Genomic DNA, 26,373 nt, shown 5'->3' with positions numbered 1-26,373 from the left:
ATAACGTCGTTTGTTGCAAGGGCCATTAACAAAACTTCTTAACGAACCACAGGCAGATCACGCAGCAGGCGATGCCGCTACTGCATCTGATCTCCAGCGGTAATTCTTCCCAGGGCACGACAATTTCGCGGATGAAGAGGATGCTTCGCAACGTGTCCTTGTCGTTGATTCGCGGCCTCCTGACAGAATTCTAAAAATCTCTAGATCATTTGCCGGGACTTACTAACGGCTCTCATTCATCTTCTTGAACCTCATTTCTTGTTACCATTTGAAATAGTATATTTTTTAGTCATATTTTGCTTTTCAAATTCCGAGGGTTCTCATGAGGTTGACTGAATCCATATTGCCTAGTAGCATAGGCAACTATGCAAATACACCTGAACCGACACAGCATGCTCAGCATCAAGGAGCAAATCAAACGCCAGATTCGCATGTTCATCGAGTCCGGCGCCTTTTCATCGGGGCTGCCCTTGCCTTCAGCCAAAGATATGGCCAGTGCCTTGAATGTAAACCGGAATACGGTTGCGGATGCTTATCGGGAACTGGTTTCCGAGGGTTTCCTGGATGCCATTGTCGGCAAGGGAACGTTTGTAAAAAAAAACACGGCAACGGCTTCGATCGACGATCTTGCCGCTATCTTTAGGGAAGCATTCGAAAAAGCTGTGAAAAGCGGTTTTACCAGGAGCCAGATCGAAGATTTCCTGCTCACACGTGCGGTTGCATGTCTTTCCAATGCTGAGAGCCGAAAAGTTTTGGTAGTGGAGTGTAATCGCGAAGCGATCGAAAACATATGCCGTACGCTGCAATGTGAACTCGGCGTTGAGGCTCAGGGAGTGCTTGTCCAGGAACTCCGCACAGATCCGGAACTCATTTCCAAGGGCGTGCTTTCCTCTGTGGACTTGGTGGTTTGCGGAATGAACCATGTCGAGGAATTCCGGAGAATCTGTCCTGACGATTCCATCGAAATCGTGGGGGTCATGACAAGAGCGGATGTTCGCATAGTCAACGAACTCCGCCGGCTTCCCAAGGGGACCAAGGTGGGGTTCTGTTGCGCGAATCAGCAATCCGCGGAGACCTTCTTCAACGAATCCACGCAGTCAGGTGAAACTGGGCTCATAAAGATATGGATGGGACTTGATCGTGGCGATGACCTCAAAAACCTTCTTGATCAGTGCCAGGTAATCATTGCCAATGGTTTGGCGTATGATCGGGTGGTCCAGCTTGCCAATACCGGACAGCGAGTGATCAGGCTCGAATCCAATATCGATCGATCAAATGTCGACCTGATTTGGGAGAGACTCACTCAAGTCAGAAAATATATTACTGAAAGCACGATTGATTTAGCATGAAGTTACTCTCAGTTATAAGAAGGGACACTCGCAACGGGTGCGGTGACTCAAACATGACCAACTCCCTTTCTCGGCAAAGATTATGGCTACCGTGAAAGACATTATGGTGGTGGAGCAAGGTGAAAACTGGACCCTTCGGGGGAAGACCGGCCTGAGCCTGCGGATTAAACCAAGCTTTGCCCTCTGGGACCAGCCGAACATCGGCTGGTGGGTAGGCTGGCTGGAACGAGGCGAGGACGTTTGGTTCTTCGCGCTCAACATTGACCTTATGGCCGACCAAGCCAAGTCTCGGAATACATCGTCAAGTCGGTGCTGAAAGCGGAGAATCTATTATCATAAAGAGTTGCGGATTGATCTCTGTCGTTCCGACACTACGGTTCAAGAAGATTGTCCGGAGAAGGGTACTCCCACTCCAGAAGACGTGCAGTATGCGCTTGGTTGATTCAAACGTACCATTGATGCTTTGTCGATTGCATTTGTTAAACACTAACCAAGAGGTTGGTCGTGATGATCAAGAATGTGTTTTTGGGGATTGTGTTTGCCTGCCTCATCCCGTGCTCTGCTCTGGCTGATTGCAATGAACAACTGCTACGTGGTGATGCTTCTTCTCGCTATATTCTCAATAAAGATGAAGCATTTGATAAAGCGACGGGGTTGATTTGGCGTCGCTGCAGCGAGGGGACCTCATGGAACGACAGCGAGGGTTGTATTGGGTCGGTAAAATTATTGTCTCTCGATGAAGCCAAGTCCATTGCAAAACAACTCGGCAATGGATGGCGAGTCCCAACCATTGATGAATTGTATAGCATTGTTGATGAAAAATGCCAACAACCGGTAATCGATCCCGTAGTCTTCCCAGGAGTTAAGGATCAAGGAGAAGGTGCGTCATACTGGAGTTGCACTCATGTTGAAGAGATCCCGACTCTTATTTACTACGTTGAATTCATGAGTGGTATAGTAGACGCGCACAGCAAAGGTTTTGGTTTGGCAGTTCGTTTTGTTCGCGACAAAGAATGATAACCCGTTGCACTTCATGCCGCTCTGTTGCACATAATCGCTGCAAGCCGCTTCCCTGCAGAATCATGAGCGCTTCGGCTACGCCGTCATGCCTCCGAATCCGTATAAATGATTCACGCACAGTCATATGAAAGAGTGGAAAGATACGGCACATTACCAAATGAGGCAGTTAGCGCATGTGAAGCCGAATACCACAACAATTATTGAGCATCATTGCCCCAAATGTCTTCTCATCGTTTTCAGATGAAAACGACATGAAACACAGCTTGTTAACATCTCGTAATACGAAATAACTACCAAGCAGATGGGCCGATATAGGCAGCAGCGATGGAGGCGTTGATTTCGCGGACGGCTAAGAACGCTGAAGATTTCGTGAGGTTGCCAAGAAGCGAAAAATTTTCTTTGTTTGCTGTCAGGACAAGTTCATAACGACCTGTGTGCCCTTGTGGACGCGCGAGGGCTTCCTGGAAGACACTGACACGCTGCTCACGTGTTTTTTCAGAAAAGATTGAACCTCTACGAAATGTTATGATGTGATTTTGGAGGTCGAGGTCAACTCGGTGGTATAACGGTACAAAGATACCCACGATACACAAGACCGTAGGGACGAGAACAATCCAGCTCAATGGATGAGTGTCGGGATCGTACACAGCGTAGCCTATGGCGACAAGCAGCAGCGCCAACACAGGTAAAATCAATATTCGTAGATCGTTCACGAAACGGAGCTGCTCTCCCTCGGTGGAACGGTACGCAGAAAAAAAGAATGATTTTGATGAGCGCAGTAGTTGGTTCGCCATATATTCCTCCCCGCTTGGTGTACGCGCCCCTCGATCATGTGGGAAGTAAAAATTGGTCGAATGAACGATCTTGATGTCGCTGCCGATTCGGGTACATGTTGACCTCTGTGCCGTGTCATCCATGCAACACGGCGGCGTCTCCGCCAGGCTTTCGCTTCAAAACACTCACGAACAGCAAGGAGCTCTCGCATGGCCGACTCTCTTGGAATATTACTTTTGCTTATCGGACTCGAACTCGTTCTCGGGGTCGACAACGTCCTTGTACTTGCCATTATGGTGGAGCGTCTTGATCCTGCGCTACGACGTAAAGCCCGTATCATCGGTTTAGGCTTGGCGCTTATTGCCCGGCTCGGATTATTACTGCTCGTGCTCGCACTCACATCGCTGACAGCGCCGGTTTTTATGCAGTTTTCCGTCCGTGACCTCATATTACTAGCCGGGGGACTCTTTTTGTTGTGGAAGGCGGTTCGGGAAATTCACCATACCGTGGAGCTCAAGGAAGAACAGGATGAAGCTGCCGGTATCAAAAAAAAGTCATCCTTTCGCACCGCTATTCTCCAGATTGTGCTTCTCGACATCGTCTTTTCCATCGACTCCGTGATTACGGCCGTTGGCCTGACACATGTCGTGTGGGTCATTATTACGGCGGTCGTCATTTCCTTTGCTGCGGTCCTGGCCTACGCTGGCCCGGTGGGAGAGTTTATCATCAAGCATCCCACATTAAAAATCTTAGCGCTGTCTTTCCTCATCACCATCGGTGTCACCATTTTTATGGAAGGCATGCACCAGGAAGTCCCGAAAGCCTATATCTATCTTCCCATGGGATTTGCATTGGTCGTGGAAATGCTGCAAATGCGCTACGAACACAACCGAAAAAAAATGCGATCATAGAATTCAACCAACCGGGAGTCGAACCCCTCCCATACTCAGGAACTCTGTCCGATTTGACGGAAGCATACGCCAAAAAGAACTCTATCATTGGTGAACCTCTCGTCATGGAGTACAAACATGACTTTTAACGTCCCCTTTCTTTACTGCGCACTAGCAGGCATTGTCGGTGGCCTTCTTGGTATGCGCATCAAACTTCCCGCCGCATCGTTGTTCGGCGCCTGCCTTGGCGTCATTATCCTCAAGCTACTGTGGCGGCATCCCGTTATTATTCCACGTCCTTTCGATGTCGGGGTACAAATTGTGGTTGGCATTCTTATCGGTGCATCATTTTCACCGGAGCTGTTCCAAAATTTCTCTAAAGTGGCCTTTCTTGTCCTTGGAACAAGTATCGGCCTCATTCTGTCCGGCGCGTGCCTGGCGATTATCTTCGTCAAAATGGGCCTCACCGACCCGGCAACGGCCGTTCTTGCGACAAATCCAGGAGCACTCACCGGTATGATCCCTCTGGCCAGAGAAATGGGTGTGGATGCCACGGTGGTGTTCATCAGCCATTTCGTCCGACTCTTGCTCGTTCTGGCCAGCGCCCCAGTGCTGCTGCACTTCGCGATGAAGTGGGCGCGCTAGAGTCGCTTGGAATCAAAAATCAAATGTGTCCGACAAACGAAAAAAACTCATGCTCACAACGTGATGAGACCATACAAGGCCGTGATTCTTGAAGCCAAAGAATTCAATAAACCAGTGAACCATCTCATTGCATTCACTATCACCTCGACACACAAGAAGGCCGGGAGGGAATCCCCCTCTCGGCCTTCTCGATGATGCCTATAGCGATACCGCGCATTTCTGACGAGAACCAGCTTGCAACCAGTTAAAGTTTTTGAAGATTATCAAGAAACTTTTTCCAAAAAGTTTCTTGATCCGCCGGAGGCTTTTCTCCTTTCATCTACGCCTTAGTCGCCTCGACACGTTCTTCCTGTGTCATCGCGGCCAGCTTTTCAATATCGGCAACATCAAGACCAAGTCCCTTGGCAACGGCGGTACCATAATCCGGGTGCGCCTTATAGAAAATGGCGCATTGACGACGTTGAATCCGCTTTTGCGCATTACCGAGATGCCCAACAATATTGGATACGAGATTGGCGCGATCCTGATCGGTCATGACTTTGGAGAACAAATCCCCTGCTTGAACAAAGTCGTCATTCGGGAAGCTGAATTCAAATCGACCGGCTTCGCCGTCCAGCATGAAATGCGGTTCATTGGCGTCGGCGTTTGGGTCTGGCCCTTCAAAAGAATTCGGCCAATAATTCGGACCGCTACCGCCGCCGTCATCTACACGCATCGCACCGTCACGCTGATAGTTGCGTACGGGTGCATTTTGGGACTGGTTCACCGGAATAAGATGATAGTTCGGTCCAAGGCGATGAATATGCGTGTCACGATAGGAGAACAACCGTGCCTGCAGCATCTTGTCCGGCGATGCTGCAATACCGGGAACAAGCATACTCGGACAAAATGCAGCCTGTTCGACCTCGGCAAAATAATTCACCGGGTTGCGGTTAAGAACCATTTTCCCCACCGTGATGGACGGCACTTCGGAATGGGGCCATACCTTGGTAATATCGAAGATATCCCATTTGAAGTCTTTAGCCTGCTCAGGAGTGAGAATCTGCATTTCCAAGGTCCAGGACGGATACTCACCGCGTTCAATAGCCTCGTAGAGGTCACGCGTAGCATGATCCGGATCCTTGCTGCACATGGCATCGGCTTCGGGACCAGTCAGATTCTTAATGCCTTGGTCGGTCTTGAAATGATACTGCACCCAAACATATTCACCCTTCTCATTGTACCATTTGTACGTGTGGCTGGAATACCCGTTCATATGACGATAGGTCGCCGGGGTGCCGCGGTCGGAAAACAGAATGGTCACCTGATGAATGGACTCCGGTGTCAACGACAGGAAATCCCAAAACATATCGGCATCTTTGCAGTTCGTCGCCGGATTCCGTTTTTGTGTGTGAATGAAATCCGGGAACTTCAAGGGGTCGCGAATAAAGAAGACCGGCGTGTTATTGCCTACCATATCGTAGTTGCCGTCTTCGGTGTAAAACTTCACGGCAAAACCGCGCGGATCGCGTGCCGCGTCAGCGGAGCCCTTTTCTCCACCGACGGTGGAAAACCGCGCAAACACATCGGTTTTCTTACCCACTTCGGATAAGAATTTTGCTTTGCTGTATTGCGTCACATCGGCTGTCACTTCAAAATACCCGTACGCACCGGCACCTTTGGCGTGGACAACCCGTTCGGGAATGCGTTCACGTTCAAAATGAACAAGTTTTTCAAAGAGGTGCATGTCCTGCATTAAAACGGGGCCACGAGGCCCTGCAGTCATGGAGTTAAGGTCATTGCCGACGGGAGCGCCAAACGCGCTCGTCATCGTAGTTTTCTTCTTTGACATGGCTAGACTCCTTGTGTTTGAGTTCCAGCCGGCCGAGTGAGGGGCGTCCCGAGACGTGTTAGCGCGCGAGCTCCGGGGCGTTTCCTCCGGCTCTAAGCGACCGGCTTTCCTATTCTTGAACTTCATGCCTTTGGACTCTTCCTGTACCACCTCCTTTCGCTTTTGTTCAATATGTTTTCAGCTTTTTACACCGTTTTTTGAAAACATTTCTCTTTGGATAATCATTCTCCAAAGAGAACAAGATTCCTTCTTATGACAAAAAAAATTACGACCGGCAAGCCGGACATACACCGTAAAAATCAAGACGCTGTGTTGTTATGAAAAAACCAGTTTGTTTGGCAACTTGCGCATTCAGCCCTTCGACATCAACATCTTCGAAGTCCATAATGGCTCCGCATTTAAGGCAGATGACATGAGGATGAGGATATGGTTTGGCTCCATCGTAGCGGTTGTCTTGGTCACTGAAGCCAAGTTCCAAGATTTCTCCTTCGTCTTTCAAAAGTTGAATCGTTTTGTAGACCGTGGCCAAACTCGTCATGGGAAAATCTTTGAGTATGGCCTGATGCACGTGCTCAGCCGAAGGATGTCCTTCACTAACAGCAAGAACTCGTAATATAGCCATGCGTTGTGGGGTCAGACGACGTCCATGCGCAGCAAGGCGATCGAGAATGTGTCGTAATCGTTGTTCTGCAACATCTTCAAGCGGCATGCGTGCGTTATCCTGGTCTTCTCAATTAATAAACGGAATCCTATACATAATGACTATCCCAAACTTGATGAAATTGGTCAAGTTTGAAGAACTTGTTGATGATGCAACATGATGGCTTCTCATTTTGTCGCTGAAGCGTTACCATCCGTCGCACAGGAGGAACCCATGGCAGACGTCAGCGAACATTACAAATCGGTCCTGGCAGCCCATTATAGTTGGATGATGGGCGGATTGGAAATGGGTATACGCCACAACGAAGCATTTTTTCGTCAACACGGTTTAACGGGTCCGGTCGGTTCAAGAGCCGTGGATCTGGGGTGTGGCTCGGGATTTCAAGCTTTAGCCCTTGCATGCCTTGGTTACAATGTCATCGGCGTAGACACCTCGGAAACGTTGCTCGAAGAAATGCAGGCCCATGCCAGGCATCTGACCGTCACGGCCAAGCAGCATGATTTGACCCGATTTCGCGAAGTGTGTCCAGATCCGGCCTCGCTCATTGTGTGTATGGGCGATACGTTGACGCATTTACCGACTTTGGAGAGCGTCGACACGTTATTTGCCGATATTATGAAAACGCTGGAACCGCATGGTCGCATGGTGCTCACGTTTCGAAATCAAAAAGAGCCGTTGACCGGCCTTGACCGTATCATCCCTGTCCGTTCAGACGCATCAACGCTGTTCACCTGCTTTCTCGAATATGAAGCAGAGCGCATTCGGGTGACCGATGTCATCTATACACGCGAAGATCAGGCCTGGGCAATACACAAAGGATTTTATTACAAGCTGCGCCTTGATCTCGACCTGGTGACCGATAAAGCCACTTCTGCCGGTTTTGAAATTACGGAAAAAAGCGTAACCAACGGTCTCGTTTGCATCATTGCAACCAAGCCCAGCCGTTGACGCGGATGGACGGCAAGGCTAGTGTCTCCATCATTTTTTCGAGGGGATTGCCATGACAACTGAAAATACATCTGCTCCGAATTTTATTCGCACCATCATCGAAGCCGACATCGCCGCCGGCAAGAACGACGGCCGCGTGGGAACCCGATTCCCACCTGAACCAAACGGCTATCTCCATATTGGCCACGCCAAATCTATTTGCCTCAATTTCGGCCTGGCCCGTGACTTCGGCGGAACGTGCAACCTCCGTTTCGACGATACCAACCCCACCAAGGAAGAAGTCGAGTACGTCGATTCCATTCAGGAAGATGTTCGATGGATGGGCTTTGATTGGGGAGAAAACCGGTTCTACGCATCCAACTACTTCGAACGACTTCATGCATTGGCCGTCCGTCTCATTGAAGAGGGTAAAGCCTATGTGGATAGTCTGAGCGCCGAAGAAATTCGTCAGTACCGTGGTACGCTGACCGAGCCAGGAAAAAACAGCCCGTATCGTGACCGCTCCGTGGAAGAAAATCTTGATCTCTTCACGCGTATGAAAAATGGAGAGTTCGAAGACGGCACCCATGTGTTGCGAGCCAAAATCGATATGACAGCCCCCAATATGGTTATGCGTGACCCCACGTTGTACCGCATCCGGAAGGCCCATCACCACAAGACAGGCGATACCTGGTGTATTTATCCTATGTATGACTACACCCATTGCCTGTCTGACGCGTTCGAATGCATTACGCATTCCATCTGCACTTTGGAGTTCGAAAACAACCGAGAACTCTACGACTGGGTGCTCGACCAGTTCCCAGACCTTCCCTGTCGTCCCCGGCAGTATGAGTTCGCGCGCCTCAATCTGAGCTATACTGTGTTGTCCAAACGCAAGCTCATTCAGCTTGTAGAAGAAAAGCTCGTATCCGGCTGGACCGATCCGCGGATGCCGACATTGAGTGGATTTCGACGCCGAGGCTACACGCCGGAAGCGATCCGCGACTTTTGTGAACGCATCGGTGTCGCCCGCGCCGACAACATGGTTGATATCGCCCTGCTCGAACACTGTCTTCGTGAAGACCTGAATAACCGGGCTCCACGCGTTATGGCCGTGCAGGATCCGGTCAAAGTCGTGGTGATGAACTATCCCGAAGGCGAAGTTGAATGGATAGACTTCCCGTATCACCCGGAAGATGAATCCATGGGATCGCGCCAGGTACCATTCTCGCGTGAATTCTACATTGAGCGCGCTGATTTTATGGAAAATCCGCCTAAAAAGTACTTCCGCCTGTCTCCAGGCAAAGAAGTACGGTTACGTTATGCCTATTACATCACCTGCGTGGATGTCATCAAAGACAGTGATGGCACCGTGACGGAGATCCATGTGGAATACGATCCGAAAACCAAAGGCGGCTGGTCCGAAGACGGTCGTAAGGTCAAAGGAACATTGCACTGGGTGTCGGCACAACACGCCATCGATGCCGAAGTACGGCTCTATGACCGATTGTTCACCAAAGAAAATCCCAACGACATGGAAGAGGGCAAGACCTTCAAGGATGCGCTCAATCCCGATTCGTTGACCGTCATCACTGCCAAAGTCGAACCGAGCCTGAAAACGGCAGAGGTTGGGACACATTGGCAATTTGAACGACTTGGATACTACTGTATCGATCCCGACAGCACCCCGGAAAAACCGGTATTCAACCGTGCTGTCGGCCTGCGTGATAGCTGGGCCAAAAAGGCAAAGAAAGGTTAAACGCAAGCATCGCTTCAACACCAAAGCAGCCGGCAATCGTGGACACGATTGCCGGCTGCTTTGGTGTTAGGATACCAGTTCGATGATTTGTTCAATATTCTCTTTTCACAGCCAAGAAAAAAGCGACCTCAAAGGTCGCTTCTTATTCGAAAAAAAGAACGTTCTCGTTTACTTCACTTTACTGCGTGCATCCTTGAGAATCTTATTCACATTCTTGCCCGAGGCTTTCAAAACAGAAATACGGAAGACATCGTCCAATGGAATGCTGGAGTTGTTTTTGTCTTTGTAAATCGCGTCCATGTTTTGCACAAGCTCATGGGGCGGAACAGCAAAATAGGCGGAAAAACATTGCTGAAATTTTTTCGAGGTTTCGGCAGTCAATTTCCCGGTCTGCCCCATAGCGGCATCGCCACACACGATGCGAACACCGGTGGCCACACCCGCGATGTACGACTTCTTTTCTTCAGCATTAAATTTGTTCCACACCCCGGCAAAATTCTTGGATTGGCATATCCCTGCTGTTGGCAGTAAAACAACAACGCACACTAATATTGCCAAAGCGGACAGGCTGCGTATTTTCATCGTTTGACTCCTCGTGGTTTTACCGGTCGCAAAACGCTTCCCGGAATTTGTCCTCATACGGAACATCACTCACTACCGTCAACTCAGCCCACCAACATTAAAAACAATGCCTGAAAAAGTCCGATGGCAAAACCGAGAACGCCACCAACAATTTCAATAAATTTGAATTCTTTCTGCATGATGGAGAACAAAATCGTTTCCAACTTGTCCGTAGAGAATTGTTCCACTTTTTCCCGGACAAGAGCCTTCACATCAAACCGATTTTCCAAATCGTGTGAGGCTTGCTCAAGAATTTCCGGAATGAGTTTTTCCAACTCGGGAATAAGTTTGGTTTTAATCTTGGCAAGCATTTCCTCATTGAGAAACATTGACGCCATAGGAATTGCTTTGACAAGATTCTCTCGCAACATCCGGTCAAGATACTCGCCAACAATGCCGTCGAACTGCTTGGCAACCTCGGGATCGCGGAGCAATTCCGTAACATCGGCAGCGCTGACAAGCTCATTCTCGACAAGATCACCGAGCTTTTCCGCCAACGCCGCTTGTCGTTTGGGAAAAATCCCTTGGACGACAAACGGTCCGATTTTCGTCGCAACCTTTGGATGAAACAACATTTTCACCGCGAGATAGTTGGTAAACCATCCAATGGCGGCGCATAAAACAGGGGAAAACAAAAAAAGCCACATACGCATATCTCCTCATCGATGAAGTCCGAGGGCTGTATAGCCCGCTGTAAAAAAGTCCGCAATCCCCACTGTCTGTGCGAAACGGGCCTTGGCTTTCAAAGCGTTGGTTGGATGTGGGAAATATGATCGGCGCGGAGTCCCAAGAGTTCAGCGGCGCGAATATCCACAGCTGAGGCATCTGTTCCGGCGAGTATTGCATTGGGCGAGGGATCACACCGTCGGCCACCAAGGTGATAGTCAGCAAGGCCAATCGAGGCATCAAGGACACTCAAATGCGGCGTCACATACTGGTTTAAATCACGAATGGACTGCTGCATATTGCCATGAAAGATCGCTTTTTTCCATACCCCGTGGACACCGGCATAATGCTTTGGAGGCGCGAATCCGAGCATATTCTTAAGCGTCCCTGTTATTTCGGCCAAAGAATGAGCTTTCAGCACAGGAAGTGAGAGAATAAAATGGGTAAACGCAACCCGAGGTAAATGCATTTGGGGAAAGACCGGACAATCGGGTATGATTCTCGTCTCAAGCTCCGCTTCATTCAGATCGACAAGCTCTACCCCCAACTTTCGGGCAAGCGTGTCATACCCCAGCGCGGCAAAGACCTCAGACGTATTTTTATATGCATCGCCACATCCTTCAGCGATAATGATCTCAGCCTGTGGAGCATGCTTCTGAACATAGCGGACCACGGCTTCGGTATGTGCCGGATGTGTTGTCACGGGGTGAGGCGAGTCATTGACGAGATTGGGTTTAACCAGCACATAACGCTGTCGTGCCAGTGTTGTGGCCGCATCAACAGCATCAAGTGCTTCGGGAACAGATGTTTCGTAGTCGCGAAATGGAATTTCAATGCATGGTTTCATGACTCCGAAAAATAGGATTGAAAAATGACCTTGGCAAGCGTCATCCATCCAGGAATTGTTGTCGAGAGCGCGCTCGATCTCATCAAAATGCACAAAAGCATGTCAAGAAGATCAGCATCAAACTATGTTCCGCCATCTTCAATGGAATCCCAACAGTTATTTCTATTGAAAATATTTTTGTTCGACTTCACAGCGTGTTTTCAGCTATTCAGCCCGCTGACCTTGCTTGATGTCGTAAAATCCAGCACATTGCGGGCAAAGGAGTACTATAAGGAGTGTCTGTGTATAAATTTGTTCGCCCTCGCACTCGGGCTCTTATGTTTTGTATCGATCTCGTAGGCTGTATTCTTTGGGGCGTATGGCGCCTGATTCAACCGTGGACGTGGTTTGCTGATCGTTCCGTCCCTGACAGTCCAAAACGTATTCTCCTCATCCGCGCCGACTATATTGGAGACGTTTTACTCATTACCCACACATTGCCTGCAATTCGCGCACGCTTCCCTCATGCCGAGATAACCTGTCTTGTTTCGCCGGGTGGTGCTGCATTTATAGAAACCAATCCTCATGTCGACCGCGTGCTTACCTACAGCCCTCCGTGGTTTTTCAAAAAGAAACGACGCGATGCCATTCGCGAATATTGGAATATCTTCACTACGCTTCGTCGACTTCGGTTCGACCTGGCCGCGGATTTCCGCGGAGACCTCCGCAATATTGCTCTGTTCATGGTTGCGCCGGGTATCCCTCGCCGGGTCAGCTTTGCTGCATCCGGTGGTTATTATTTGCTGACAACCATTGTTCCCTTTGCCCATGGATTGCGCGAAGCCGCCTATCATACGCAGGTCGCTCAAGCCCTTGGCGCACAGGTTCCGGATGATGCCGTTCCCGAAGTCTATCCAACCACGGCCGACGAGACGGCCGCACAGGCATTTCTCGACCGGCACGGCCTTGATACGTCCGCGCCCTGCGTGGTTATTCATCCCGGAGCACGGAAAGCCGTCCGATTGTGGCCAGCCGAACGGTATGCCGCCGTTGCTCGTGCCCTTATCGAACGCGCCGGTGCGCGTATCATCCTTATCGGTGCACCGGCCGAACGGCCACTCATCGACGCGGTCAACGCCCACCTGGACAATCAAGCGACAATTGCAACGGGTGAAATCAACACCTTGCGCGAACTCGCCGTTCTGTTCAAAGCTTGCCAGCTCTATATTGGGGTCAGCTCCGGCCCTTCACACCTCGCCGGCGCCGTCGGGCTCGATTCGGTTCTGCTCTTCGGCCCGGAAACTCCCGCTCAATGGGAGCCTCTTGGGAATCGCCATACCATTCTTCAACATCGTTTTCCGTGTTGTCCATGTACGCAAACCGATTGTCCGCATCTCCCGCATCATTGTATCGACGCCATTACCGTTGACGAAGTCGTCACCGCCGCGCTGTCGTTTCTCGATCAACCGCAACAGGGTCGCTCATGAAAATTCTGCTTCTTCAATCACCGCTTGGTGTGGATAGCCGAGATTGTTACCCGGTCTATCCCCTTGGTATTGCCTATATCGCCACGGCACTGGCCGCATCCGGACATGATGTCCAGGCGATGGACCCCAATGTTTTGTCCGATCCGTATGCCGACATCGCGTCGCGCATCGATACGTTTGCGCCTGATATCATCGGTTTATCGCTCCGCAACATCGACAACCAGGCCCGCTTGCACCTCTATTATTTTTACAAACATTTCAAAGAAATGGCGACATTTCTAACAGAGCGGAAGAAAGACGCATTGCTTGTTGCGGGAGGCGCCGGATTTTCCATGTTCGGCAAACGCATCATGGAACAAAATCCGGGTATCGATTTGGGATTACATCTGGAAGCCGAAGAGAGCTTCCCGGAAGTCTTGACAAATCTCGGGCGCCCGCAGGATGTGAAAGGCGTCTATTACCGAGAAAACGGAGGCGTACACTTTTCAGGTGATCGTCCCATGCCCGATTTCGGCGCACTTCCCATCCCGCGCCGCGACTTCCTCGACATGACGCCCTATCTCGGGTTTGAACAAACCATCGGTGTTCAGACCAAACGCGGATGCCGGTTGCGGTGCGCCTACTGCAATTATCCCTTTCTCAACGGGCGCCAGTGGCGTCTGCGCACCCCTGAGCACATCTGTGACGAATTGGAATATCTCAAACGTGATTTCAACGTTAAAACCATCGTCTTTGCAGACTCCGTGGTCAATGTGCCATACGACTATTCTACAGCCATCCTCGAAGAAATGGTCCGGCGCGACATCGGTATGAAATGGAGTGCCTATACGCACATTAAAGGGATAACCAAAGAGTATCTTCAGCTCATGAAGCGATCAGGATGCACTGGCGTCTGTTATTCACCCGACGGTATTTCCGAAGCTGCGCTCAAAGGATTGCAAAAAGACATTACTCCGGCGGATATCGAAAACGCCTATAATCTCGCCGTAAATGAACCCACGCTGGCGGATATGGATTTTACGTTCTGTTTCTTCATTAATCCTCCTGGTGAAACACTCGCGGGATTACTCCAAACGATTGCATTCTATTTTAAGGCCAAGAAAACACTCCGCAAACGAGGTGGCGGAGCATTTATGAATTGGCTGCGGATCGAACCACATACCGCACTCTACGATTTAGCACTCCGTGAAGGTGTCATCACCCCACAGACCGATATGCTGCCCGAGCATACCGAGGGATTGCGCGACTCCATCTACGTCAACCCGGCAACGCAAAAATACGATCTGTTGCCCATAGCCATTTTAAAAGCAGTGCCGTTGGCGAAAGCCATTGTGAAAAAGGTGCTCGGCAAAAAAGATGCTCCAACGTGTCCTGTAGATACGACTCCAACACAACATTGAGGAGAAGTGAACACGCTACTTTCAATTGCGCCGTTACATCAATCCCGTGAAGTCGAGACCCAGCTTTTTTTGTAATGCACCGACTTGACGAAAGATTTCTTTGAGCATGGTTCGCTCCAGGTTCGTCAACACGGCCGGGTCGATAAAGTTGTTCGGCGTCAGCCCCTGACGCATGGCTCGTGCCTGGTGCGTCAAGCGTAGCCCCATGAGTGTCGTGTATGCGTCTGCGATTTCGTTATAATCTTGTGTGTTGAGCGCGCCGGCTTCATGAATCCCTTTGAGCCGTTGCATAGTGTTGGCACTTCGGATTCTGTGTTTGAGCGCATAAATTCGAGCAAAATCGACAATCGGCGTCATGGCTTTTTTGATGTTGAACGCATTGGCATGTTCTCCCGTCGATTCCCGCAAAAACTGTCCGAAGAACCCCAATGGCGGACGTGTCAGCAAACAGTTTTTTGCAAGCAGATTGAAAAAAACCGCTTTCCCGTCAAGCATGCTGTCGAGATGCGTTGAAAATGCCTCAATCAATCGCGCGTCACCGTAGGTTGCGCGGAAATCAAAAAAGATCTTCGTTCGCAACAGAGCTTCGGGGTCAGCATCATATACCCATGCAGAAAATTGTTTTTTCCATGAGGAAAGCGGCCCCCGCCATTGCGCATTTTTCGCCATGATACCGCCTGTACACAACGCATATCCCGCGTCGTGCAAATCGTCACACACCATCCCCCCCAGCGACTCAAAATAGGCTGCCGCTTCGGATGGAACGCTATCCTCCCAGACCAATGCGTTGTCCTGGTCGGTTTTCAGAGTTTGTTCAAGACGCCCCTGGCTTCCCATGGAAAAGAAGCAAAAATTTCCCGGCGGAGGACCTAAACGTTGTACTGCCAGTTCCGTAAGTTTGTGCGCAACGGCATCAGACACTGTTGCAAAAATGCGTGAGGCAAGGCGAGGGTCAGCACCATTCTCCACCATGGTTTGGACAAGAAGAGGCAAGGCGGCTCTGGCCTGAACCACATCATCCACCGTATCGGCATGACGCAATCGCCACAGAAGCATGGAAACCGAATCGGTTTGTTTAGAAAGGAGTTCTCCAGCCTCAACGATACGCGGCGCCTGATCGTCATCGGAAACGGTCTGTGTCACCACGAGGTGATGGACTGCGTTGTTACGCAGAGCAACAAGTGCTTCTGCCGCCATGGCGGTCGGAGCAATTTCGAGGACAGGTGTATTCATGATACGCGAAAGCGAGACACTCGGCTCCCAATCGACAGCCGCACCTTGTATGGCAATATCGCGTTCGGTGACAATACCTTCAATGCCGCCAGCTGTTCCCACAAGCACGGCACTGGCGCGAGAGTCTTCCATTGCCTTGGCAGCGTGTTGCATGGAGGCATTCGGCGAGAGCAGTGGCGCCGGCCGCGCCAGGCTTGCAATGGGTTGCGTCAGATATTCTCCTGCCGATTGAAGTTCAGCCACAAGCTGCTTCATCGCGGTTTCCGCTTGTACTTTTCTCGTCACATCCTGAAGAATACCATCAATATACATGGGGAAACCACGGGCGTCCCTCACCACCGTGGCCATAAGATTCACAATGCGTTCACGAGATCGAGTCGATGACGCCTCACCAGCGACATCAAGTTGTGGTGTTTTGACGCGCATTTCAACAGTATCGCCTTGGGACAGAATGCTATTCACAATGGACCCAGTCCGCACGACTGGAACCAAGAGACTGTCCATTTCCAAAGCAATCACATCATCAGCATTTTCCAAACCAAGGAGACGAGCGGCTTCATCGTTCGCTTCGAGAAAACGACCTTTACGTCCAGCGGATGCACGAAAAACTCCGACAGCGGCAACTCCAGCCAAGAAATCAAACCGCCGTCGCCCAGCTTCAAACCGTTCGGCAAGTTCCTTGTGTTGTCGCATATCTTTCACAATCACAGACACACCGCTGACGCCCTCCGGCGTTTCCATGCGAGAACAGATCAAGGCTGCGTCAACGGGAGAACCGTCTTTTGCGACAAGCACCGCCTCAAATTGTCCGGGGGTATCAAAGCCTGCGACAAAATCATTAAAGTAAGAAAAACCTAAATTGATATCATCGGTTTCATCGTCACTCTCCACGTCGTTTGATTCGTCGGGTGCGGCGTGGGCGAAGAGTTGATCGAATTCCAATGCAGACAATTCGTGAAGGGAATATCCGAGAAGACGTTGAAGCGTCTGGTTGGCATAACTGATGTGCTGACGCCCCAGCTTGTCGCTGAAGACAAGCATGACGCCCTCGGTGGTGGACTCCAGAAGTGTTTTGTAGCGTTCGCGTGACTGTTTCAATCCCAAAGCAAAATGCTCACGCTGTCTGGCGATACGGAGTGAGCGCACCGTGATAAACGCGAGAATGGCCACGATAACCACCGTGATGCCCAAACAAATAAGCGCTAAACGCCGTGTCAGCCCCCGTACCTCGTCGCGTACATCATCGACATAAACCCCTGTCCCAATCACCCAATCCCATGGTTTGAACAATTCTACGTACGACAACTTGGGCGTAACGCGCGAGGCATCGTCTTTCCATTGCCACAGATAATCAGCATACCCTCGACCTTGATCCAGAGCTTTTCGCGTCATGTCCACAAAAAGCCGATTGCCGTTCCCATCAGTGAATTGTTTGAGGTCCTGGCCTTCCAGGTTGGGCAAGTAGGGGTGCATGATCATGCGCGGAGAAGAATCGGTAATCCAAAAATAATCTTTGCCTTCAGGGCCATAGCGCAGATGACGCACAGCTTCCCGCGCCTGTGCCATGGCTTCTCCCGTGTGCAATTCTCCGCGCGTCACTTTTTTCGCATATTCTGCCACGAGACTGACGACTGTTTGCGTCAGCTCGCTGATCAAACCGCGTCGCTCTTCCATGAGGGCATCTTCAAGCTGCGGCATAACAACAAAAAATAAAACGCCAGCCAATAGATTCGCCGCAATGAGCGCAGGGAGAATAATCTCGACAAACACAAGGCGAATGGGTTTTTCCGATCGACGAATTCGAGACACGATCCAACCTCCCTGTCTTCACCATTGCAATATGAGCGTGTGTGTAGTCGTTTGCGACACTTGCTTGCTGTATCATGCCAAATCATGCTTTTGAGGCAAATAGGTCACGCTTTGCCCCTGACGATGTTTTTGCCGCTCTTTCCCCCGAGCAAATCATTAAGCGAATGTCACAACGTATTCGTCAAAATAGAGCTCTTTGCCACGTTCATCGCAAAACACCATGGTATTACTGTATTATTTATTGATTGGTCAATCAAGTTAAAGTTGTATTTCGTAATTTTCATACAATGAGATCAACATCAAATGTAGTAAAAAACATTTAACTTGCAAAAATGAAAGTCGAAATGTACATATTGAGAACTGGTCATTATTATAAACCAGATTGATGCAAATTTAAACCGCATTGCTCTATTCAGAAAAATAAATGACCGTGAATACATGCATCATGATATACTATATGCATATATTCCTACTTTTAGGTCTTTTTTCAAGAAAAAACGGAGCAAGGGAGACGCGTTGTGCATGCAGTGCCAACCGTAAATCCTGGCATGACGCTTTTGTTGGGAGATGTTCACGGTGATTTTGATATTGTCAATCGGCACATATACCACGCAAAAAAATCAGGAATTTGCGTCAAACAAGTTGTTCAATTTGGGGATCTTGGGGCGTCACACCATGCATTTTTAACGTACTTTAAACGCCGTTCACAACAGTTTGCAATTCCTTTTTTCTTTATTGACGGAAACCATGAAGATTTTTTCTTTCTTGGATCTATCAACAGACGTTTCGGTGAATACGTGACGTATCTCGAACGAGGCAGTGTTCATCAATTTGGATGGTACAATGCATTGTGCCTTGGTGGGTCTGCTTATATGGATCCCATCAATACTCCCCCAGCGGCTGTTATTCAGCGTGCGGATATAGATCGAAGTCTCGCGCACGATCCCGACACTATCGATATTATTTTTAGTCATGACAGTCCCCAAGAAGCGGGGGTGTCCGGTCGCAAGGAATTCAAACAGTACGGCCAAACCGGTTTTTCACGAGGGGGCGAACTTCTTGAACGCTATCGCCCCAAACTCTGGGTGTTTGCCCATCATCATCAGTATTATGAATGTATGGTTGGTGATACCCGGTTCGTTGGTCTCGATCTCGCCGCCCGGGGATATGTCCTGCTCGGGGCGGGGTATTATATCAAACGTGTGCGCCACATTGCCGGCGCGCTTCCAGATCGAGATGCTATCTATTGTGATCGTCCCGGCCGCTCGCATCCCCTGGAAGGAGCGCTCGCAGAGCATGTCGCGCGCAAACTTTCCCAGTGGGCAGCTCGGGCACTTCCCCGCCGGCGGAAAGATGAAGGTTAAGTCGTGTCCCTTCACCGTAAACCAGGTCGTACAACCGTATTGCGGCCGCAACAACTGGGGGATTGTTTCACATGTCTGGAAGCTACGAAGTCAACCTCTTCAAGCCATTGCCAGGATATCCGACTGTCAATTCACGGATTATTCTGTCGTTGGTTGCCATTTGGGCCATTGCCGTGTTCGGTTTTCACATTCTTCTTCGTGTCATAGAAAAGCCCGTCCCTGAAGACGTCTATATCGGCTATTCATCCGCTTGGCCTGACTATACAGCCGGCAACGCCAGTCCGGAACAACGCCAAGCTCTGGCGGCAGCTTATCTGACCGTGTTCGGGAAATATGTAGAGATGCGCGCTGATCCAACATTGCGCGCCGCAATGACCCAACTCGTCTGGGAGAGCCTCCCCGAAGACCAGCGTAACGGACTCAATGCAGCTATTGAAACCATGACAACCAGCCGCACTGGTGGCGAAGAAATTGCTCAAGTGCTTGGTATCACCAATCCACTCCTGATACGGGTCATCCCGTTTTCGATGGCCACATTCGAGACCGATGCCCCAACAGCCGACCTTACATCTATTCCGGCGGTCATGGACAAATACCTTATCCATTATCGCTCCGTATTGACCGACACGAGTTTCTTGGGGTTCCCGTTTCACTACTTCTACACCGCCGTTTTTCTCCTCGTGCTCTTTGTGCTCATGTGTCTGTTCTATTGTGTGGTGATTGAAAAAGTGAACGAAAAATACGGCATTGAAGCCGACGAGTAGGGGGATTTCATGAAACGCTTCAATTTATTGCTGTGCTCTTTGCTTGTCTGCCTGTTCAGCGTCCCTGGTCTGGCACAGGCAGCATCCAACGCCTTGCAGCTCGAAGGCGGATTTAAACTCGGTCCGGCCATTTTGATGATTATCATCATTTGCCTCTTCATTGCCGTCGGACTCATGAACCGAGCAAGTGACACCTCCGACTATTATGCGGCTGGCCGCTCCATTTCCCGCGTTGGTTCAGGCATGGCCATTGCTTCCAACTGGATGAGCGCAGCGTCCTTCCTCGGTATGGCTGCCATTATGTATGGATCGGGCTATGACGGATTGGCATACGTTGTGGGATGGACCGGAGGCTACGTCTTACTTCTTGTCCTCATGGCGTCCCAAATCAGGCGATTCGGTAAATATACAGCGCCGGACTTTATCGGCGACCGTTATTATTCCACCACATTACGGGCATCAACGGCTATCCTCGGTATCTTTGTATCGTTCTGTTATTGCGTGGGGCAGTTCGGCGGTATCGGACTGATGTTCAAATGGATTTTGGGCGTCGATTATAACTGGGCCGTCATCATTGGCTCCAGTGTCGTCCTCATCTATACGCTCATTTCCGGAATGCTCGGCGTCACCAAAAACATGCAGATTCAATATGTCATCATTATCATCAGCTTCATCATTCCCGAAGTCATTCTGACCTACAAGTTTGATTACTTCTGGCTCGTTCCCCAAATTGGGTATGGACAAGTCGTGACGGATATTGTCAACGGCATCCCCGTCGGAGACATGGCCAATGTCTTCAACCAACCATACGCTATACTGCCCAGTCCGGAGTTTGCCATGCCATGGGATCCCTCCACGGGTAAAACCTTCTTTCAGTGGATGGCGCTGACCTTCTCGCTCATGGTAGGAACGGCCGGCTTGCCGCACGTCATTTCCCGATTCTATGTCGTGCCCAAAGCCAATGATGCGCGCTGGTCTGTGGTTTGGGGATTGTTTTTCATCTGCTTGTTATATTGGAGTGCGCCGCTGTATTCCGCATTCGGGAAAGTCTTTTCTTCAGCTCCCGGTCTTGGCAAACTGTCCAAGGATGCTATCGTCGTCTATACGGCACAACTTGGCGACGTGAATCCGCTCGTCGTCGGATTCCTGGCTGCAGGCGCTGTTTCAGCGGGTTTTTCCACGGTCTCTGGGCTTCTGGTTGCCGGAGCCTCTGCCTTCTCGCATGACCTCTATCATAAGGTCATCAACCCTCAAGCGTCGGCTGCTACGCAAATGCTGATGGCACGTATCGGTACCATCCTCATGGCCGTCGGCGTTGCGCTTGTTGCCATGCTCAAGCTCGGCCTCATCGCTCAGCTCGTGGCCGTCGCGTTCTCATTGGCGGGTTGCACCATCTTCCCACTCTTCTTTCTCGGTATCTGGTGGAGCCGATCCAACCGAGAAGGCGCCATGGCCGGTCTGGCGACGGGTGTTATCATCTCGCTTATCGCCATTACCTACTTTGTCGCCGACAAATTCGGGGCCAATCTCCCCATGGGTGATTTCATCGGCTATTGGCTCAATCCTTGGTATTTTGCTTGGATCGGTGCGCCCCTGGCGATTCTCGTCAATGTGCTCGTATCCAAAATGTTCAAAGATACTCCTGACGACATCAAACGGTTCCTGGCCGTTCAGGTGCACGGAGCACGAGGCTAGCAATTCGGGGAGGAGCGCCGCAACGCTCCTCCCTTCCTCAAACTTGCTTTGCGAAATGGCACAAAAGACGTATGTTCTCTCTGCAATTGTACAGATGAATAATGTCTCTCATAGCCTGTAAGACGTTTCGTACACCGCCGGAGACATCGCGCAGTGCAACACAACACTCCTGCGCTCGACCACCACATATTCACCGATAATGGATTTTCTACATGTCTCTTTTCACAATGACGAAAGGTACAAAGCGGCTTCTTTTTGCTATGTTGGCCGTCAGCGTGCTCTATATTGGTGGAATGGCCTTATATTACGATTATCAAAACAGTGCCGCCGATCCACGGGTTGCTTCTGCCCGTATCGATATGAAGAACTATCAAACAAACCTGTCTGAAAAGAACTGGTCCGGGGCACTGGATGCGCTCGACAGTGCGGAAGCCATCTATGCGAACGTCCCGGCGTATCAGAAGAGCTTTGAACGTGGGGTACTCGAAAATGATAAAGCCGCCGTGTATTTGCTGACGATGGAAAATCATTTGCTCACAATGGAGACACCCGAACTCGACGACAAAGGTCGTTGGCTCTTGGAACAAGCAGAGTTCCACGCGCAAAACGCAAAGAAAATCTATACCAAATGGCTGAAAAACTTTGGGACGGTCTCAGGAACAACGCTCCGAACCGATCTGGAACCCTATTTTACCGACAACGATTTTCCCAACGCCGACGCAGAACGTATACGGGAGCGCCGCCTTCAAGAGCTTATCGATGCGCAAACAGAGACGCCTCGACGCCTCTCCGTCACCCTGACCAACCTCGGCATCATCGCACGCTATAACGGAAACGGCGCCCAGGCCGCGTCACTCTACCAAGAGGCACTTGAATACTGGCCAGACAATGAAACTGCGAAAGCAAACCTGGCTCGACTTCGCGGAGAAGATCACGAAGGACGCTCGGCGCTGGAAAAGTTGTTTCCGCCGAAACGATTGCAGTAAGGAACCAATCAAAGCGTAGGTAAACAACCAATTAACAATCCACTTGATGCCGTCAAACATCAGCCAATGCCTTTAGATGACTTGCCCCGTTGTTCGTAGAGCGACTAACACAACCTCGCTAATCTTCTTAATGATTCTTCTTCTTGCTCTTTGTTCCTCGGCTTGCCGAGTCATTACTTTGAGGTTTTGTTAGTTGCTCTTAGTATACGTTAATATCAAAGCGTACCTCCTCTTGTGAGGATTTCTTTATTCTCAGCCAGTCTTCAACAGAAATCGGTTTTTTTGGAGTAATCGAGAGAGAAATTGTCGCCGGATTATTGATAAACTTCCTCACCTGCGCAAGAGCTTCACTCCTCACCTCATCAGACATATTGAAAAATATACTTCCCTCCTTGGACGTGTCTATGAGGTTGAATATATCATCTCTAACTTTTTCTTCTGAAATGCCTTTTGCTATTGCCTGATACTCGACATATTTATTAAATGCAGAGTCGTCCCTGTACGAAAGTACACTACTATATACAAGAAAATGATTATATTCTTTCAATGCGTTATGACTATCGTTCCCCATGTCGACATTTCCTAGATGTAAACTATAACTCAATGCCCCGATATCATCGGCCCCAAGACTCAACCGCTCGATAACTAAATCTTTTTCTTTCTTATTATATGTATACGAGAGGTCAATATACAACTTTATTGGATGGGAGTAACCAAGTTCTTGTATTTGGGCAGCAATACTTCCCGGTTTACTGTTGTTAAGGCGAAGGCCAGCTAAGTGCATATCCATATGAGATGGGAAGTCTGAAGTTGTATCAATATCATAGATGACGAGATTCTTCACATAAAGCGTAGAATTATTCTTTAAATAGCGAATTTCGAGGTTTTTAAATGTCATTTTCGACGAAAGCAAAGAATATGATGCTGTTTCATAATTAATATCGACATAATTTGCCATTTTTCCAAATAAATAATTCATCTGCTTTTCAATCTGAAAGCCCATGAAAATTTGTATACAGAGAAAAATAATGACTCCGATAAGCAGAATACCAGACGGTATCCAAATTTTTTTGCCGTACATTGTTTCATCCTTTGATAAATGAAAAATAGTTTATTATTTACTCTGAACGTTTTACTGAGTGAATAAGCTGCTATGGGATATAGGATTCACATGAAATTGAAAACTTTAAAAGTGCAGAACGATTCTTATTTATGAAATTCCATGCAGAAAGAATGGTGTGCAAATGAGGCTATGCCATTAGCTCCGAAAGTCCCACCGGCTTTACTTTGGAGCAGGCCATAAGCAAGCGATCAAATCCTTGGTCACGCCACCAACGTCGATTGAGCTGGTAACAGTATTCATTCAGGTATTTTTGCAAGTGTTTCTTTTGCACACCGTGTTATGTTCCGAGAATAAACGCTTTTGCATTGGAAACAACGATGTTGATCCACTTCAAAAAGGCAAAATTGGATTCTTCATTTACGGGTATACAACTTCTGAAATGTGTTCATGACCAATCTTCTGCGCAACTTTATACGCAGGGAAGTCGTCAGTTTCGATGATTTGCGAATGAGCGATATTGTTTTTCAAAGAGTCTTGATGGTTTCACTATCAACATGACTGACCACGTTCATTTTCGCAAATGTAAAAACATCATTCTTGATCGCAGCCATAACAAGAACAGGACCTTAGAAGTTCCACGGCCTCGTTTATCGCCACCTTTACTGAGGCCTCCTTTAAAATAAACATCGTCAACTTGGATAAGACCTGCAAGCTGGTAGTGCGAATCACGAGCAGCCATGGCCAAGCGAATTCTATGCAGCATTCCCCAAGCTGTTTTATATGTAACACCAACTTTATACGAAATATCGAGGGCAGAAATACCACGTTTATCTGGTGCATAAGGAAGATCGTCCAGAACCATTTGAGGAGCGGCGTCCTTGTCTTATGCATTACAGTCCCTGCTGTGAGTGACGCTCGATATTTACATTTTTTACATTGGAATAATGCACGCTTGGGGAGATCATAAAACTGAGTATGTCCGCATTTCGGGCATTCAAACCATGAGGCCAACGAAATGAATATAACTTTTGCTCACAGGCAGCATCGTCTGGATATCTTTTTTGAAAATCAAAGAAACTCATGCTTTCATGCTGTTTGGGCATAACAGGTCTCCACTTCGAAGATTATTTAATAAAGCCCCCTCTTCGGACCTAAAGGAATAGCCACATTTTAAAATATAAATATCTTTATCTATGATTGAGGGAGGGAAGAGAAAGGGCATGGCTTCGTGTGTTCCAAAACGCGATATCCGTGTTTTGAGTAGCGATAAAGTTTTATTACAAGAGTTTATTTGAATCTATTATATTGTTTTGTAAGGGAAAAAATAAAAAATGATCACATCTTTCTTGTAATAATCTTGACAAAAATTTCGTTTGTTGGGAGTAGTGTCGCCTATAACTTGATAATGAATTTCATAATCAAGTTGTTTGGGCTTCTGATCTTTGTTGCGCAACGAAGATGAAAAAGTGGCAATGCTTCCCGCTGAAAAAAGACGATTTGGAAAGTGGGAAGAGCAGATTGAAAATCTGCTGATTTTCGGACGCAGTATTGTGTAAATGGTCTTTCTTTTGAGGGTATTATGAATAAAAGGGAGTCTGTGACAGAAACTCAACGCCTCAGGATACGAAAGGAGAAGAATGTGGCTCGGACGATAGCGACTGCATTTGTATTGTGTTTGACTTTGGGAGTGTCCTCCGCCTTTGCACATGATTTTTGGGTCAATGCTGAAACTGCAAAGGATCAAGTCATCAAAGTTGATATAGGATATGGTCATGATTTTCCCAATCCGGAATCCATTCCGGAAAAGCGAGTGCATCTTTTTGAAGCTCCTACTTTCGTAACTCCGGCAGGAGAAGTTGCTCTTAAACAATCCGGGGAAAATTATGCCTATCAGGGGATGTTTGACGCGAAACCGGGAAGTTATCTGGCGCTAGGTACATATCGTCCCACGTTTTGGTCCAAAGGCCCTCGTGGTTGGGCCATGGAAGATCGTACACAAATGAAAGACGCTGAATTGTGCGAGCATGTCAGTATGTATGCAAAGAATATTCTGAATGTTGGCGATAGTTCGGAGAATACTTTCATTGGAAAGCCCGTGGGACAAGGCTTGGAAATTATTCCGTTGGTCAACCCGGCTACGGTGAAACCCGGTGGAAAATTTCCCATTCAAATTTTGGTAAATGGGAAGCCTGCTAAAACCGTTGAAGTGACGGCAACATTTGGAGGATTTTCAGATAAAGAAAGCAAGGCATTTTATGGACATACCGGTCTTGATGGAAAAATCGACATTATTCCCCTCAAAGCAGGGTATTGGATGGTAGAAGCGGAATATAAGGAGAAATACAAGGATGAGTCGGTTTGCGACGACACCTATCTTTTATCGACCTTGACATTTTCAATTTCTGAAAAATAGTTTCAACGGGTTGTACGTAGCGATAGAGAGTTGAGAGACATTCGTTTCGACTGCGTGTCATAAAAAGGCCCCGTGTACGCCAATTACACGGGGCCAACATGCGGGAGTGCGCGTGAGAGCTCGGTTTATGGAGATGGATGATCCGCAATCAATGAATCAACCTTGCTCACTATGAAAAGCAATGTCGTGA

General features: G+C 48.9%; 21 protein-coding genes and 2 pseudogenes. 14 read left to right on the top strand and 9 right to left on the bottom strand.

The annotated features are described in order from the left end of the window. The first annotated feature begins 365 nt into the window (after window positions 1-365). The 3 genes and pseudogenes from G451_RS0108550 (at window position 366) to G451_RS28420 (ending at window position 2,366) form a co-directional block, all read left to right on the top strand. Window positions 366-1,349 carry a GntR family transcriptional regulator gene (locus tag G451_RS0108550; protein WP_084448458.1) on the top strand — a complete coding sequence of 328 codons (984 nt, stop codon included), beginning with the start codon at window positions 366-368 and terminating at the stop codon, window positions 1,347-1,349. 64 nt (window positions 1,350-1,413) lie between these two features. Then, a pseudogene (locus G451_RS0108545) lies at window positions 1,414-1,665 on the top strand (penicillin-binding transpeptidase domain-containing protein); the annotation flags it as partial. Between the two features lie 191 nt (window positions 1,666-1,856). Then, window positions 1,857-2,366 (top strand): Lcl C-terminal domain-containing protein, encoded by a 510-nt coding sequence (locus G451_RS28420; protein ID WP_051261302.1) that lies wholly within the window; start codon window positions 1,857-1,859, stop codon window positions 2,364-2,366. A 293-nt stretch (window positions 2,367-2,659) separates the two neighbouring features. Here G451_RS28420 and G451_RS0108535 read toward each other — a convergent pair whose 3' ends face one another. After that, complete coding sequence (locus tag G451_RS0108535; RefSeq protein WP_027183925.1) at window positions 2,660-3,163, bottom strand: hypothetical protein; 504 nt, start codon at window positions 3,161-3,163, stop codon at window positions 2,660-2,662. Window positions 3,164-3,352: 189 nt separating this feature from the next. Here G451_RS0108535 and G451_RS0108530 point away from each other — a divergent pair, with 189 nt between their 5' ends. After that, window positions 3,353-4,054, top strand: coding sequence for a TerC family protein (locus G451_RS0108530; protein WP_027183924.1), 702 nt, complete (start codon window positions 3,353-3,355; stop codon window positions 4,052-4,054). A 117-nt stretch (window positions 4,055-4,171) separates the two neighbouring features. Next, the gene (locus tag G451_RS0108525; protein WP_027183923.1) at window positions 4,172-4,678 is read left to right on the top strand and encodes an AbrB family transcriptional regulator; all 507 of its coding nucleotides are present in this window, start codon (window positions 4,172-4,174) and stop codon (window positions 4,676-4,678) included. A gap of 319 nt (window positions 4,679-4,997) precedes the next feature. Here the strand turns inward: G451_RS0108525 and G451_RS0108520 are convergent, their stop codons facing one another. Together G451_RS0108520 and G451_RS0108515 are read right to left on the bottom strand one after the other, a co-directional pair. Further along, on the bottom strand, window positions 4,998-6,509 hold the full coding sequence (locus tag G451_RS0108520; RefSeq protein ID WP_027183922.1) for a catalase: 1,512 nt from the start codon (window positions 6,507-6,509) through the stop codon (window positions 4,998-5,000). Window positions 6,510-6,774: 265 nt separating this feature from the next. Next, window positions 6,775-7,218: a Fur family transcriptional regulator gene (locus G451_RS0108515; protein ID WP_027183921.1), complete on the bottom strand. Its 444-nt coding sequence runs from the start codon at window positions 7,216-7,218 to the stop codon at window positions 6,775-6,777. A 165-nt stretch (window positions 7,219-7,383) separates the two neighbouring features. Between G451_RS0108515 and G451_RS0108510 the strand changes: the two genes are divergently transcribed. Further along, window positions 7,384-8,118 carry a class I SAM-dependent methyltransferase gene (locus G451_RS0108510; RefSeq protein ID WP_027183920.1) on the top strand — a complete coding sequence of 245 codons (735 nt, stop codon included), beginning with the start codon at window positions 7,384-7,386 and terminating at the stop codon, window positions 8,116-8,118. A 52-nt stretch (window positions 8,119-8,170) separates the two neighbouring features. After that, window positions 8,171-9,856: a glutamine--tRNA ligase/YqeY domain fusion protein gene (locus G451_RS0108505; RefSeq protein ID WP_027183919.1), complete on the top strand. Its 1,686-nt coding sequence runs from the start codon at window positions 8,171-8,173 to the stop codon at window positions 9,854-9,856. Between the two features lie 168 nt (window positions 9,857-10,024). Here the strand turns inward: G451_RS0108505 and G451_RS0108500 are convergent, their stop codons facing one another. The 3 genes from G451_RS0108500 to G451_RS0108490 all read right to left on the bottom strand — a co-directional run bounded on the left by G451_RS0108500 (window position 10,025) and on the right by G451_RS0108490 (window position 11,990). Then, window positions 10,025-10,438, bottom strand: a complete 414-nt coding sequence (locus G451_RS0108500; protein WP_027183918.1) for a hypothetical protein — start codon at window positions 10,436-10,438, stop codon at window positions 10,025-10,027. 83 nt (window positions 10,439-10,521) lie between these two features. Then, window positions 10,522-11,124: a DUF445 domain-containing protein gene (locus tag G451_RS0108495; protein WP_245587792.1), complete on the bottom strand. Its 603-nt coding sequence runs from the start codon at window positions 11,122-11,124 to the stop codon at window positions 10,522-10,524. Window positions 11,125-11,219: 95 nt separating this feature from the next. After that, window positions 11,220-11,990, bottom strand: a complete 771-nt coding sequence (locus tag G451_RS0108490; protein WP_027183916.1) for a DUF362 domain-containing protein — start codon at window positions 11,988-11,990, stop codon at window positions 11,220-11,222. A gap of 281 nt (window positions 11,991-12,271) precedes the next feature. On the opposite strand from G451_RS0108490, the gene G451_RS0108485 reads away from it, so the two are divergent. Further along, entirely contained in the window at window positions 12,272-13,456 is a 1,185-nt protein-coding gene (locus tag G451_RS0108485; protein WP_027183915.1) for a glycosyltransferase family 9 protein, read from the top strand. After that, on the top strand, window positions 13,453-14,856 hold the full coding sequence (locus tag G451_RS0108480; protein ID WP_027183914.1) for a B12-binding domain-containing radical SAM protein: 1,404 nt from the start codon (window positions 13,453-13,455) through the stop codon (window positions 14,854-14,856). The genes G451_RS0108485 and G451_RS0108480 overlap by 4 nt, the downstream gene beginning before the upstream one ends. Window positions 14,857-14,889: 33 nt before the next feature. Here G451_RS0108480 and G451_RS0108475 read toward each other — a convergent pair whose 3' ends face one another. Beyond that, window positions 14,890-17,898 carry a DUF294 nucleotidyltransferase-like domain-containing protein gene (locus G451_RS0108475; RefSeq protein WP_027183913.1) on the bottom strand — a complete coding sequence of 1,003 codons (3,009 nt, stop codon included), beginning with the start codon at window positions 17,896-17,898 and terminating at the stop codon, window positions 14,890-14,892. Between the two features lie 518 nt (window positions 17,899-18,416). Here G451_RS0108475 and G451_RS0108470 point away from each other — a divergent pair. The 4 genes from G451_RS0108470 (at window position 18,417) to G451_RS0108455 (ending at window position 22,707) form a co-directional block, all read left to right on the top strand. Beyond that, a complete protein-coding gene (locus tag G451_RS0108470; protein WP_027183912.1) occupies window positions 18,417-19,262 on the top strand; it encodes a metallophosphoesterase family protein in 846 nt (281 codons plus the stop codon). 71 nt (window positions 19,263-19,333) lie between these two features. Further along, complete coding sequence (locus G451_RS0108465; RefSeq protein ID WP_027183911.1) at window positions 19,334-20,026, top strand: sodium/substrate symporter small subunit; 693 nt, start codon at window positions 19,334-19,336, stop codon at window positions 20,024-20,026. A 9-nt stretch (window positions 20,027-20,035) separates the two neighbouring features. Next, entirely contained in the window at window positions 20,036-21,721 is a 1,686-nt protein-coding gene (locus G451_RS0108460) for a VC_2705 family sodium/solute symporter (protein ID WP_051261300.1), read from the top strand. A 212-nt stretch (window positions 21,722-21,933) separates the two neighbouring features. Then, the gene (locus G451_RS0108455) at window positions 21,934-22,707 is read left to right on the top strand and encodes a hypothetical protein (RefSeq protein ID WP_027183909.1); all 774 of its coding nucleotides are present in this window, start codon (window positions 21,934-21,936) and stop codon (window positions 22,705-22,707) included. A gap of 199 nt (window positions 22,708-22,906) precedes the next feature. Here the strand turns inward: G451_RS0108455 and G451_RS0108450 are convergent, their stop codons facing one another. Beyond that, window positions 22,907-23,788, bottom strand: a complete 882-nt coding sequence (locus tag G451_RS0108450) for a hypothetical protein (protein WP_027183908.1) — start codon at window positions 23,786-23,788, stop codon at window positions 22,907-22,909. Between the two features lie 169 nt (window positions 23,789-23,957). Continuing rightward, a pseudogene (locus G451_RS33615) lies at window positions 23,958-24,873 on the bottom strand (IS1595 family transposase). Window positions 24,874-25,409: 536 nt separating this feature from the next. Here G451_RS33615 and G451_RS0108430 point away from each other — a divergent pair. Then, window positions 25,410-26,183, top strand: coding sequence for a DUF4198 domain-containing protein (locus G451_RS0108430; protein WP_027183905.1), 774 nt, complete (start codon window positions 25,410-25,412; stop codon window positions 26,181-26,183). The last annotated feature ends 190 nt before the right edge of the window (window positions 26,184-26,373 follow it).

Source organism: Desulfovibrio inopinatus DSM 10711, assembly GCF_000429305.1.
Lineage (GTDB): Bacteria > Desulfobacterota > Desulfovibrionia > Desulfovibrionales > Desulfovibrionaceae > Alteridesulfovibrio > Alteridesulfovibrio inopinatus.
Note: the sequence above shows the minus strand (reverse complement) of the source record. Positions and strands in the feature narration are given on the sequence as shown.